The organism is Streptomyces sp. NPDC058375, assembly GCF_042723425.1.
Lineage (GTDB): Bacteria > Actinomycetota > Actinomycetes > Streptomycetales > Streptomycetaceae > Streptomyces > Streptomyces durocortorensis.
In genome coordinates this window covers 1-12,793 of record NZ_JBHXJG010000212.1, presented here as the reverse complement: position 1 = coordinate 12,793, position 12,793 = coordinate 1, and the positions used below count along the sequence as shown (strand labels likewise).

Below are 12,793 nucleotides of genomic sequence, written 5' to 3'. Positions count from 1 at the left end.
GGCGCAGGATCCGCACCGGCCGCCCGCCACCTGAGCGGGAGGGGCGGGCGACGCCTCGTAAAGCGGCGGGTCAGGCGGGCAGCCGCCCCAGCAGGCCCGCGAAGTCCGTGCCCGGGGGGAGGGTGCCGAAGGCGAGCCCCTGGTCCCCGGCGAGGCGGGACGCGCAGAATGCGTCGGCCACCGCCGCCGGGGCGTGGCGTACCAGCAGCGAGCCCTGGAGGACGAGCGCGGCCCGTTCGACGACCCGGCGGGCCCGGAGCTGCGCGTCCTCCGGCCGTGCCAGCTCGGCCCGCAGCTCCCGCCAGGCCGCGTCCAGGCGCGCGTCCGTCCCGGCGGCCGCCCCGATCTCGGCGCTCAGGGCCTCCAGGGAATCGGGCTCCCGCGTCAACGCCCGCAGCATGTCCAGGGCGTTGACGTTGCCGGAGCCCTCCCAGATGCCGTTGAGCGGGGCCTCGCGGTACAGCCGCGGCATCCCGGACGCCTCGTCGTACCCGTTGCCGCCCAGGCACTCCAGAGCCTCGGCCACCGCGACGGGCTGCCGCTTGCACACCCAGAACTTGCCGACGGCGGTGGCCAGCCGCAGGAAGGCGCGCTCCCCGTCGTCGCCCCGGTGCGCGCGGTCGGCGGCCCCCGCCAGGCGCAGCGCCAGGGTCGTGGCGGCCTCGGACTCCAGGGACAGGTCCGCCAGGACGTTGCGCATCAGCGGCTGGTCGATCAGCCGGGCGCCGAACACCGAGCGGTGGCGGGCGTGATGGGCGGCCTGTGCGAGCGCGGCACGGATCCCGGCGGCGGAACCGAGCACACAGTCCAGCCGGGTCATCGTCACCATGTCGATGATCGTGCGCACGCCCTTGCCCTCGTCACCGACGAGCCAGGCCACGGTGTCGTCGAACTCCGGCTCGCTGGACGCGTTGGACCGGTTGCCGAGCTTGTCCTTGAGCCGCTGGATGCGGAAGGTGTTCCGGCTCCCGTCCGGCAGTACGCGCGGCACCAGGAAGCACGACAGGCCGCCGGGCGACTGGGCGAGCACCAGGAAGAGGTCGTTCATCGGCGCGCTGGTGAACCACTTGTGCCCGCGCAGCCGCCAGGAGCCGTCGGCCTGCTCGACGGCGGCCGTGGTGTTGGCGCGCACATCGGTGCCGCCCTGCTTCTCCGTCATCCCCATCCCGGCGAGCAGCCCGCGCTTGGCGGCGGGGGTGCTCAGCCCGGGCTCGTACACCCGGCTGGTCAGCAGCGGCTCGTACGTCTTGGCGAGGTCGGGGGAGCGGCGCAGCGCCGGGACGACGGCGTACGTCATCGAGACCGGGCACAGGTGTCCCTGTTCCAGCATCGTGGCCAGCATGAAGCCGCCGGCCCGGGCGACATGAGCCCCCGGACGCTCGTCCGTCCAGGCGGCCCCCGCCAGGCCCGCACGCACCGAGGCGTCCATCAGCGCGTGGTAGGCGGGGTGGAACTCGACCTCGTCGATCCGGTGGCCGTAGCGGTCGTGGGTGCGCAGCTCCGGCTCGTACCGGTTGGCCTGGTCGGCCCAGTGCTGCGCCTCCTCACTGCCGACGTACCGGCCGAAGCGGTGCAGCTCCTCCAGGTGCCACTCGGCGCCCTCGCGGCGCACCCCTTCGAGGAGTACCGCGTCCTCGGCGGCGTCATGACCGGTGAGCGGAGGTGCCTGGTTGGTCACCTCGTGCGTCACGGCGGTCGGGTTGCTGCGTGGCGCGACGGGCGTGGGCATCGGATCTCCTCCGGAAGCGGGACGGCGGGGCGGGGCGCACCGGGTGCGAGTGCGGGGGACGCGCGGACCGGCTCAGGGAGCCGCGCCCGCGCAGCGCAGGGCCACGGCGGAGAGGCCGGCGACGAGCCGGTCCGCGTCGTGCGCGGCCGAGCTGCTCAGCGGATACACGAGGACCTCACCGACGGCGCCGGTGAGCGCCGCTGCGGTGATCTCCGCGTCCTGGCCGGGCAGCAGCTCCGCGGCGACCCCTTCCTCGATCACCGCGGCGAACAGCGCCCGGTAGCGGCGCCGGAAGGCCAGGCGTTCCGCGCCGACCGCCGGTTCGGCGGGCGCTGCGAGCAGCGCGTACGCCAGGCCGTGGTTCTCCAGGGCGCGGCGGGCGAACACCTCCACCCCCCGGCGCAACCGGTCGGCGGGGTCACCGTCACCCTCCAGCACCTCGCCCAGCACGTCCACCTCGCGCTGTGCGGCGCGTCGGAAGACCTCCACGGCCAGCGCGGACTTGGACGAGAAGTGCTGGTAGACGGAGCCGGCGGCGATACCGGCCGCGTCGGCGACGGCGGTCACGGACGCCTGCGCCCAGCCGACCTCCGCCACGACCTCGGTGGCGCGGACGACGAGATGATCCCGGGCGGCTTCGAGCCGACGAATTTCGGCTGGGGTCTTGCGGTAGGCCATAAATGAAGTGAACCATCATTCAGAGTTTCCCGCCACAGCCGGTCCCCCGGCCAGGCTCGCAAGGAGAACGTGATGCACCTCTCAGTGCCCTGCCGGACGGCGTGGCCCGCTCGTCCGGCCCGAAGAGGCCGTGATCTACCGTGGACAGCGGTGGAGCTACCAGGAGTTCACCGAGGCGGCCCGCCGCGCCGCGACCGCGCTGAGCGAGGCGGGACTCCGCCCCGGCGACCGGCTCGCCGGCATGACGTACAACACCCCGGCCTTCCTGTTCGCCGACTTCGACCTCTCGTCCGTCCGGGCCTGGATCTACGGCGCGGGCCCCCTGGGCGCGGACATCGCCCGCCGGCTGATCAGGCGTACGGATCGGAGAACTTCCACCAGGTGTACGGGATGAGCGAGATGGGACCTGTCGGAGCCTCGCTCTCCCCTGCCGAGCAGGTCGAGAAGGCCGGCGCGATCGGACGCGGCGGCATGCCCCGTACTACGTCACCAACCGCACGGGCCGTACGACGATGAAGAGCCTCACCGCCTGGACCACGGCCCCGTCCCCGACGGAACTGCTGGGCATCTTCGCCTCGGCACTGCGCGGCTGACACCCCGGCCGCGCCGACCCGCCCCCCGTCCGCCTCAGGACGAGGTGGACCGCTGCGGGGACCGGAGGACGAGCAGGGTGATCTCGCTGGGGGCGAAGACGCGGAAGGGCGGGCCCCAGAATCCGGTGCCGCGGCTGGTGTAGAGCAGGGTGCGCGTGCCGTGGTGGCTGAGGCCGGCGACGGCCGGCTGGTCGAGGCGGACGAGGTAGTGGAACGGCCAGATCTGGCCGCCGTGGGTGTGGCCGGAGAGCTGGAGGTCGATGCCATGGGCCGCCGCGCGGTGGATGAACTTGGGCTGATGGGCGAGGAGCAGAACCGGAAGATCGGGATCGGCGCCGTCGAGGGCTCCGGCGAGGTGGGCGCGGTGGCCCGCCAGCCCGGAGGACTCGGCCGTGACGTCGTCGACACCGGCGACCACGAGGCTGTCACCGCCACGTTCGAGCAGCAGATGGCGGTTGCGCAGCGGCTCCCATCCCAGCTCGTCCATCAGGTCGACCCAGCCCTGGGCCTCGCTGTAATACTCGTGGTTGCCGGTGACGTAGACACGGGCCCGAGTCGCCTGCACCGTACCCAGCGGAGCGGCCTGGGCCCGACGGCGTTCGGCCGTACCGTCGGCGATGTCGCCGGTATGGCAGACGAGGTCGGCCTCCAGGGAGTTCACCGTCTCGCAGACGCGTGCGGACCAGCGGGCGCGGTCGAGCGGACCGTAATGGGTGTCGGTGATCAGGGCGACCCGGGTGCCGTCCAACCCGGCTCCCAGGCGCGGAAGTTCCACGTCGAGCCGGCGAACGCGTGGTACGCGTCGGGCCTCCGCGTACCCCCAGGCGAGCAGTACGGCGGTGACACCGAGGACGGCCCAGGTGACGATGCGCGCCCGGTCCTGCCCGTCACCGACACCGGCCACCGTCAGGGCGAGCCGCAACAGGACGCCGAGCAGTACGGACCAGGTGAACAGGATCCATATGCTCCCGAGCAGCGTGTCACCGACGATCGCCGCCCGGTCCTGCTGGCGCCGACCGTGACCCCGGGCCATCGCGAGCGGCATACCGATCAGACCGAGGACGAACAGCGTGGTGCCGATCAGCGTGACGGGGAGTGGCCAGCGCTGCCCGGTGTGCAGGAGAACCCAGCAGGGCACGGCCCACAGCAGGACGGGGGCGACCAGGGGGATGTAGCGCATCAGCCGCTGCAGCCCGCCCCGCGGCCCCTCGTGCGCCGCGCTGTCGGCGGTTCGGGTATCGCTGGCCTCGGTCACGCTTGCCCTCCTGAGATTCTGCCCGGCGGAACCCGCCCGTGACGGAGACGGGTGGTGGTCGAATTCTCTCGCAGAACGCATGGTCCGCTTCACGGGGCCGACTCCCGACCCCGCCCCCGCCCCGTAATCACGCCCCTACGATAGGTGCCCGTATAGATCCTGGGAGCACTCGTGTGGAACCAGACCCCGGACCATCCGCCGAAGACGCCCCCGCCACCGCAGCGCCCCACGCAGCCGCCGCGCCCGTGCCGTTCCGACCCGCGGCTTCTATTGGTGTGTGCCGTCGCTCAAAACAGTGGCCCTCGCCGCATTTCGGCTACCGGGCTGCTCTGCCAGTGGCAGAACAGCGGCCGGACCGGGTTCGACGATCACTACAGTCCCGTCTCATGGCGACGATTGCGACGCGTGTGGTCGCGTATCCGGCCGACGGTCTGACGATGGTCGGGCACCTCGCGCTCCCGGCCGGCGTCGACCGTCGGCCCGCGGTGCTGCTCGGACCGGAGGGCATGGGGCTCAGCGACGTCGAGCGCCGCCGGGCCGATGCTCTCGCCGAGCTGGGATACGTAGCGCTGGCCTTCGACCTGCACGGCGGGCGCTATGTGAGTGACCCCGAGGAGATGCTGGCCCGTTGCATGCCGCTGCTCGCGGATCCCGACCGGATGCGGGGCATCGGCCATGCGGCGCTCGACGTGCTGCGCGCCGAACCGCGGACCGACCCCGGCCTGATCGCCGCCATCGGCTACGGCACCGGGGGAGCCGTCGGCCTGGAACTCGGGCGCGACGGCGTCGACCTGCGTGCGATCGGGACAGTCAACGCGGTGACCACGGGCCGACCGGGCGAGGCGGCGCGCATTCGCTGCCCGGTGTGGGCCGGGGTCGGGTCGGAAGACCCGATCATGCCGCCCGCACAACGGAACGCGTTCACCGCCGAGATGCAGGCCGCGGGCGTCGACTGTCGCCTCGTCGTCTACGGCGGCGCCTTGCACGCCTTCCACCACCCGCCGGTCGACCACCCCGTGGTCCCCGGAGTCGGCTACCACCCGCAGCACGCGCGGCGAGCCTGGCACGACATCGTCGACCTGCTCGCCGAGTGCCTGCCCGTGACGGAGAACCGGGGGGCATGACCCGCCGCACCCGCCGCACCGCAGTTCCTTTAGGTAGGGCTACGTATTGATAGGCGCCCGCCGAGCGCCGCAAACTCTGGGTGGCCAGAACACGACGAACGGCGGGCGAAAGAACCCGGCCCGGCACTTCCCGTGCGTACGGGATGTGCGGCGGCCTCAGCCCCGTCGGCAGGCGTGAATCGGCAATGCCGGGCGGAGGGGCGACGGCCTCCCGCGCGGCGCCCCATCACAGGTCATCCCTGCGGCCGCCCGGCCTGACCTCCGGTCACCATGCCTCTTCCCGTGGTGCCGCATGCCGAGCTGTCCACCCCCACCGGGCCCACAGGGCCTGTCACGCATCATGAGGAGAAGCTGTGGACCGTCCAGTTCGTACTCTGCGGAGACTGCTCGCCGTAGGCGCGAGTGCCGCCCTGCTCGTCGGCGCCGCCTCGACCGCCGGGGCCACGGCCGCGCCCGTACCGCCGGGCGGTGGCGAAGGCCGCATCGTCGGCGCGGACCGCCCCGACGCGGTCGAAGGCTCCTACATCGTCACCCTCAAGGACTCCGTCGCCCGTACGGAGATATCCTCCGTCGCCAAGTCCCTGTCCGCGCGCCACGCGGGCAAGGTCAGGAGCACCTACACCACCGCCCTGCGCGGCTTCTCGGTGAAGATGAGCGAGGAGAAGGCGAAGCGACTGGCCGCCGACCCCTCGGTGGCCCGGGTGGAAGCCGACGGCGCGGCGTACGCCACCGGCACCCAGCCCAATCCGCCCTCCTACGGCCTGGACCGCGTCGACCAGCGGAACCTTCCGCTGGACAAGAGCTTCACCTACCCCAGTGACGCCTCCAACGTCACGGTCTACGTCGTCGACTCCGGTGTCCGTATGAGCCACGGCGACTTCGGCGGCCGGGCCACCAGCGGCTACGACTTCATCGACAACGACTCCAACGCCTCGGACTGTCATGGGCATGGCACCCACGTCGCGGGAACCGCCGCGGGCAGCTCCTACGGAGTGGCCAAGGCCGCCAAGATCGTCAGCGTCCGGGTCCTGAACTGCCAGGGCTCGTCCGGTACCACCTGGGATCCGGTCCTCCGTGGTATCGACTGGGTCACCAAGAACGCCAAGAAGCCCGCCGTGGTCAACATGAGCGTCGGCGGCGGCAAGACCCAGTCCATCAACGACGCGATCAACAACTCCATCGCCTCCGGCATCACCTGGGTCGTCGCGGCCGGGAACAACAACGCGGACTCCTGCCAGTATTCGCCCTCGTCCACCCCGGCGGCGATCACGGTCGGCGCCACGAACAGCTCGGACGCCCGCGCCACCGGCTGGAGCAACGGCCAGGCCTCCAACTACGGCACCTGCCTCGACATCTTCGCGCCCGGCGACAGGATCATCTCCGCGTCCAACGCGGGCGACAGCGCCAACCAGTCGATGAGCGGCACCTCCATGGCATCCCCGCACACGGCCGGCGCCGCCGCACTGCTGCTGGCCGCCGAGCCGTCGCTCACCCCGGCCCAGGTCCGCGACAAGCTGGTCGCCGCCGCCACCCCGGACAAGATCAGCGACGCCCGCCCCGGCTCCCCCAACCGCCTGCTCTTCACCGGCACCGGCGGCGGCGAGGACCCCACCGACCCGCCCGGCAAGAAGTTCGAGAGCGCCGGCCAGGTCCAGATCCGCGACAACGCCACCGTCGAGTCCCCCATCACCGTGAGCGGCGTCTCCGGCAACGCGCCCGCCGACCTGTCGGTCACCGTCGACATCCGCCACACCTTCCGCGGTGACCTCAAGGTCGAACTGGTGCCCCCGGGCGGAGGCGTGGCCGTCCTGAAGAACTTCAACGCCAACGACAGCGCCGACAATGTCCAGGGCACGTTCACGGTCGACGCCTCCGGCAAGCCCGCCAACGGGGTCTGGAAGCTCCGGGTCACCGACAACTGGGTCAACGACACCGGCTACATCAACGCCTGGTCCCTCCAGTTCTGAACCGGCCGGCACGTCCCGGCCGCCTGACCCGGCCCTCGTACGACCAGCTGTGCTGACCGGCTTCGGAGGCCGCCTCCGGAGCACCGGCCGGCCCCGGAAGCGTCAGCCGGTCCGGTGACCGCTGCCGGGGCCGTACCACCGAACTGCCGGTGATCCAGATCCCGAACCCCGGTGGATCCCGGCACACCCGGCCGACGGGTCTCTCCGCGAACGTCGCCGGCCGGGGGAGGGGCACGTCTGCGGCGCCCGCACATGCGCCGCAGACGTCACTCCTCTCTTCTCATCCACCGTCGTGAGGGGCCATCATGAGGCGTCCGGCGGCCCGGCCGAATGCGCCCACCCCGCCCCGTCATGCCGGTGCCGCCCAGGGGTGCGGAAGGAAGCCGTGAACGCCGAGCCGCCGCCCTCCGCTCCGGGTCCCCTGATCGGACGCTCCCCGCTGCTGGACGACGTGTGCTCGGAGCTCGACCGCGGACCCGCCGTCGTGGTGATCACCGGGGAGGCGGGGGTGGGGAAGAGCCGGCTCGTCCACGAACTCCTCCATCGGACCAGGCCGCCGGGTGCCGTCACGCTGGTCGCCCGCTGCCAGGAGTCGGACGCGCCCGTACCGTTCGCACCGCTCATCGAGGCGTTGAGCGGTGCAGGGCCGCTCCCGGCGGACCAGCCGCCGGATACCGGAGCCCCGGGGCCCGTGACAGGGGGCCTGACGGCGGTGACCGGGGCCTTTCCGTCCGTGACCGGGGCCTTTCCGTCCGTGACCGGGGCTCTGCCGTCCGTGACCGGGGCTCTGCCGCCCGTGACCGAGGCCCTGGCGCCGGCGACCCAGGCCCTTCCGCCCGTGACCGGGGCCCTGCGCGGGCTGTTGCCCGACCTCGCCGATCGCCTCCCGCCCGCGCCGCCTCCCCTGGGAGAACCGCGCGCCGAACACCACCGCGTCCTGCGGGCCCTGTGCGCGTTGACGGCATCCCTGGGGGAGGCCGTTCTGGTCGTGGAGGATCTCCAGTGGGCCGACGAAGCCACCTGCGCCTTCCTCCGTACGGTCGTCTCCGACCCGCCGCCGCGCCTGGGACTCGTGCTCACTGCCCGCAGCCACACCGTTCCCCACACCGACGCCGAGGCAAGCGACGGGCTCCCGTTCCCGCTGCGCACCCCGGCCCACGTCACGGTGGTCGAGCGGCACCTCGCACCGCTGTCGGCGGCCGAGACCGGCGCGCTGGCCGCCGGTCTGCTCGGCGTGCGGGCGGTGCCGGAGGAGGTCGCCGACCGGCTGCACCGGTGGACGGGCGGCCTGCCCTACGTGATCGAGGAGGTGCTGCGCGGGCGGCCCGACCCCGTGGAGTTCCGCACCGGGCGGGCGGGCGCGCCGGAGCCGCCCCTGCCCGCGTCCGTGCGCCGTACGGTGGTGGAGCGACTGCGTCACCTTCCTTCGGCGGCGCGGCAGGTGGTCGCCGCGGCGGCGGTGCTCGGCGACCCCGCGCCCGTGGAACTGCTGAGGGCTGTCGCCGGGTTGGGCGAGCCGGAGACGCGGGGGGCGCTTGCCGCGGCGCTGCGGGAGGGCGTCGTCCGGGCGACGGGCGGCTCCTATGCCTTCCCCTACGACCTGGCCCGCCGAGCCGCGTACGAGGCGGTGGCCGAACCGGAACGGCCCGTACTGCACCTGCGCGCGGCCCGCGCCCTGGCGCGGCACTCAAGTCCCCTGCCGCTGGCGGTGATTGCCGAGCACTACCGGCGTGCCGAACGCCCCGCGCAGGCGGTGCGCTGCCTGGAGGCGGCCGCGGACCGGGCGGCCGGAAACGGCGACGCGGGTACGGCCGCGGCTCACTACCTCGACGCCCTGCGTGGCGGCCCCTCGCCCGTCGCCCGCGACCGGGTGGCCCTGAAGCTGGCCCGCGTCGCGCTGAACGCCCGGCCCGGCCCGCAGGTGCCCGCCGCCCTGCGGCAGGTGCTCGACCAGCGCTCTCTGGGCCCCGGCCCGAGCGGTGAGATCCGGCTGCTCCTGGGTCTGTTGCTGCGCAACCAGTCGGGTTCCGGGCTGGAGGCGCTGGAGGAGATAGCGCGAGCCGTTCCCGACCTCCTGGTCGTCTCCACCGGGCAGGCCGCACGGGCGCTGGCGATCACGGCGATCCCCTCCCTCAAGGGCTGGCCGGTCGGCGAGCACCGGCGGCTGCTGGCCGAGGCGGAGCGACTGCTGCCCGAGATCGAGGAGGAGGACCTGCGTGCGGCCGTGCTGGCCAACCGCGCCACCGCCCTGGCCCTGATGGGCGACCCGTCGGCGTGGGAGGCGGTGGCCGATCTGCCCGACACCATCACCGGTGGGGCGGCGGCGAGGGCGTACGCCAATCTGGCGGGCGCCGCGACCTCCCTGGGGCACCTGGAGCGCGCCCGTGCCTTCCAGGCCCGGGCGTGGCAGGCGGTGCGGACGAACCATGCCCCGTACCTGGAAGCGTTCGTCGAGACCACGGACGTGGTCGCCGCCTTCACGGGCGGCCGGTGGAAGGGGCTCCTGCGGCGGGCCGAGCGGGCCGAGGAGCAGTACCGGGACGTGCCCGACTTCCACGCCGAGGCCCTGCTGATCTGCGGCCTGCTACGCCTGCACACCAAGGGGCAGACGGATGTGGCGCGGCGTCTCCTGGAGCGGGCCGCCCGCACGACCGCGCTGGACACCGGCGTCGTGCTGACCGCCGCCGCGGCTGCCGTGGCGCGGGTTCATCTGGCCGCCGGCCGCCCTGCGCAGGCTGTCCAGGCGGCGGAGGGGGTGCTGCATCACGTCCGCCGTACGGGTGCGTGGATGTGGGCGACCGCCATCGCGCCGCCGGCTGTCGAGGCCCTGATCCGCGACGGCCGTCCCGGCGAGGCGCACCGCCTCGTCGCGGAGCTGGCCGCGGGCATCGCCGACCGGGACGCACCGGCCGCCCGGGCCGCCCTGTCGACCTGCCGGGCCCTGCTCACCGCGACGGACGGCCCCCAGGCCGGAAGCGGTGCGTCCGATGCGCTGTACGTGGCCGCAGCGGACGCCTGGACGCGGTTGGAGCGACCGTACGAAGCCGCGTACGTGAAGGAGGCGTGGGGGCTCCACCTGCTGGCCTCCGGCGTCGCGGGCGGGCGCACGGTGCTGCACGAGGCGATCGCGGCCTACCAGGACATCGACGGCGTATGGGATGTGCTGCGATGCCAACGCGAACTGCGGGAGCACGGCCAGATCACCGTCCGCAGGCCCGGCGCGCTGGGGTACGGCGACCACCTCTCGCCCCGGGAGCGAGCGGTGGCCCGGCTCGCCTCGCTCGGCCTGTCGAACCGCGAGATCGCCCGCGAGCTGGTCCTCTCCCACCGGACGGTCGAGCACCATGTGGCACGTGCCCTGCGGAAGCTGGGGGTCTCGTCCCGTACCGAGATCGGCTCGCACCTCGGGCTGTGACCGAACACGCTCCGCCCGTTCCGAGGCGGCAGTCGCGGCAGTCGCCTGCTGAAGCTCTGCCACTCGTTTTGCGTCATCCCCCTTCCCCTCCCAGTCCCCAATCCACCAGTTTGGGCGTGTCTGGGCCTCGCCGGACCGCTCCTTCTCGGCCAGTCCCGTCCCGGCGGTCTTGTGCCGGTGCACCGGTCTCTCCAGCATGAATAACGTTGTCAGGGGCACGTCGGGTTGATCGCGCTCCTGATGACGAGTCATGGGCGTCCACCCAACGCCCCGAGTTCCCCCCCACGATCTGGAGGACTACAGTGCGACTCTCTCACCCCCACAGCCTTTCGAGACGAGCACGACTCATCGCCGGCGCAACCGGCCTCGCCGCCGTCGCGGCGCTCGCCGTCCCCGCAGCCACCGCGTCCGCCCAGCCGGCCCCGAAGACGTTCAGCGCCACCGAACTCAACCGGACGGCCGACTCCGTGCGCACCGCCGACGTCGGCGGCACCGCCTGGTATGTCGATGCCGAGTCGGGCAAGGTCGTCGTCACCGTCGACAGCACGGTCAGCAAGAGCGAGATCGCCACGATCGAGAACGAGGCCGGCGTGAACGCCGACGCCCTCGTGGTCAAGCGCACCCCCGGTACGTTCTCCAAGCTCATCGCGGGGGGCGAGGCCATCACCACAGGCGGAGCCCGCTGCTCCCTGGGCTTCAACGTGCAGGACGGTGCGGGCACCAAGTTCGCCCTGACCGCCGGCCACTGCACCAACATCGGCAGCTCGTGGTCCATCGGCACCACCACCGGATCCAGCTTCCCCGGCGACGACTACGGCATCATCCGGCACTCCGACCCCGGCGCGGCCGACGGCCGTGTCTCCCTCTACAACGGCGGCTACCAGGAGATCGACGGCGCCGGAGACGCCTCGGTCGGCCAGTCCGTCCAGCGCAGCGGCAGCACCACCGGCCTGCACGGCGGCTCGGTCACCGGCCTCGACGCCACCGTCAACTACGGCGCCGACGGCATCGTCTCCGGTCTGATCCAGACCAACGTCTGCGCCGAGCCCGGCGACAGCGGCGGCGCGCTCTTCTCCGGGAGCACCGCGCTCGGCCTCACCTCCGGCGGCAGTGGCAACTGCTCCTCCGGCGGCACCACGTTCTACCAGCCCGTCACCGAGGCGCTCAGCGCCTACGGTGTGAGCATCATCTGATTCCCGCCCCGACCGTACCGACCGGGGTCTTTCACCACCGGCCCTGAGCACTGTCCCCGCCCGATTCGTGGGCGGGGACAGTGCTCTTTGCGGCGGGACGACCATCAGCACAAAAGTGTGCGGACGAGCGAGGAGTTCGTTCTCCCCGGCGGGTCTGTACAGGTGTGAGTGCCTGCACCGAGGAGGGAACATGCTGCTGGCGGGAAAGACCGCGATCGTTCATGGCGGTTCCGGATCCGTAGGGGCGGCTGTCGCCCCGCGCCTTTGCCCGTGAGGGCGCCGCTGTCCACCTCACCGGACGGCTCGTGCCGCCCCTGGCGGACGTCGCCCAGCGCATCCGATGCGATGGCGGAATCGCTCAGGTCGCGCAGGTGGACGCGACGGACCGCGACGCCGTCGACCGGCATGCCGACGCGGTGGCGATCGCACATCTCCGCCCTGACGGGGGTCTGCCGACAGCTCGCGGCGGAACTCGGACCGCATGGCGTCCGCGTTGCGTGGCTGCTCTCAGCCGGTTCGCCCGCAGCGGGCGAGGAGAACCGGGCCGAGGAGGGGGCGCTCCTGCCCGAGCGCCCGGACCACGGCGACGTCGCCAATGCCGCGGTCTTCGCCGCTTCCGACTGGGCCCGCACCATGACCGCCACCGAACTCGACCTCACCGCGGCCTCGTACCGGACTGAGACCGGTACGAGGATTCCGTACCGGTCTCGTGCCGCCCCTGCGGAGCGGGTGGAACCACCACCTCCGGCGTCTGGAAGAAGCCCGGCTTCTTCGGCGGGTGGCTGAGCACACCACGGCGCGCACGAGGCGGTTGGCCCGCGCGGACCGCGAGCCTGGCC

The 12,793-nt window shown here is 72.8% G+C and carries 8 protein-coding genes; 5 read left to right on the top strand and 3 right to left on the bottom strand.

Annotated elements, in window-relative coordinates:
* Positions 1 to 70: 70 nt before the first annotated feature.
* Entirely contained in the window at positions 71 to 1,729 is a 1,659-nt protein-coding gene (locus tag ACFWM7_RS27055) for an acyl-CoA dehydrogenase family protein (protein ID WP_383265096.1), read from the bottom strand.
* Between the two features lie 72 nt (positions 1,730 to 1,801).
* On the bottom strand, positions 1,802 to 2,407 hold the full coding sequence (locus ACFWM7_RS27050) for a TetR/AcrR family transcriptional regulator (protein WP_383265094.1): 606 nt from the start codon (positions 2,405 to 2,407) through the stop codon (positions 1,802 to 1,804).
* 130 nt (positions 2,408 to 2,537) lie between these two features.
* Here ACFWM7_RS27050 and ACFWM7_RS27045 point away from each other — a divergent pair, with 130 nt between their 5' ends.
* Positions 2,538 to 2,801 carry an AMP-binding protein gene (locus ACFWM7_RS27045; RefSeq protein WP_383265092.1) on the top strand — a complete coding sequence of 88 codons (264 nt, stop codon included), beginning with the start codon at positions 2,538 to 2,540 and terminating at the stop codon, positions 2,799 to 2,801.
* 233 nt (positions 2,802 to 3,034) lie between these two features.
* Here ACFWM7_RS27045 and ACFWM7_RS27040 read toward each other — a convergent pair whose 3' ends face one another.
* Positions 3,035 to 4,255, bottom strand: coding sequence for a metallophosphoesterase (locus tag ACFWM7_RS27040; RefSeq protein WP_383265090.1), 1,221 nt, complete (start codon positions 4,253 to 4,255; stop codon positions 3,035 to 3,037).
* A gap of 386 nt (positions 4,256 to 4,641) precedes the next feature.
* Between ACFWM7_RS27040 and ACFWM7_RS27035 the strand changes: the two genes are divergently transcribed.
* The 4 genes from ACFWM7_RS27035 to ACFWM7_RS27020 all read left to right on the top strand — a co-directional run bounded on the left by ACFWM7_RS27035 (position 4,642) and on the right by ACFWM7_RS27020 (position 11,954).
* Complete coding sequence (locus ACFWM7_RS27035) at positions 4,642 to 5,379, top strand: dienelactone hydrolase family protein (RefSeq protein ID WP_383265088.1); 738 nt, start codon at positions 4,642 to 4,644, stop codon at positions 5,377 to 5,379.
* 353 nt (positions 5,380 to 5,732) lie between these two features.
* Positions 5,733 to 7,346 carry a S8 family peptidase gene (locus ACFWM7_RS27030; protein ID WP_383265086.1) on the top strand — a complete coding sequence of 538 codons (1,614 nt, stop codon included), beginning with the start codon at positions 5,733 to 5,735 and terminating at the stop codon, positions 7,344 to 7,346.
* A 385-nt stretch (positions 7,347 to 7,731) separates the two neighbouring features.
* Positions 7,732 to 10,761 carry an ATP-binding protein gene (locus ACFWM7_RS27025; protein ID WP_383265084.1) on the top strand — a complete coding sequence of 1,010 codons (3,030 nt, stop codon included), beginning with the start codon at positions 7,732 to 7,734 and terminating at the stop codon, positions 10,759 to 10,761.
* 302 nt (positions 10,762 to 11,063) lie between these two features.
* Positions 11,064 to 11,954 carry a S1 family peptidase gene (locus tag ACFWM7_RS27020; RefSeq protein WP_383265082.1) on the top strand — a complete coding sequence of 297 codons (891 nt, stop codon included), beginning with the start codon at positions 11,064 to 11,066 and terminating at the stop codon, positions 11,952 to 11,954.
* Positions 11,955 to 12,793: the final 839 nt, after the last annotated feature.

Coding starts and splice junctions, on each gene's coding strand:
- ACFWM7_RS27055 (WP_383265096.1), bottom strand. CDS start 1,729: ATGCCCACGCCCGTCGCGCCACGCAGCAACCCGACCGCCGTGACGCAC.
- ACFWM7_RS27050 (WP_383265094.1), bottom strand. CDS start 2,407: ATGGCCTACCGCAAGACCCCAGCCGAAATTCGTCGGCTCGAAGCCGCC.
- ACFWM7_RS27035 (WP_383265088.1), top strand. CDS start 4,642: ATGGCGACGATTGCGACGCGTGTGGTCGCGTATCCGGCCGACGGTCTG.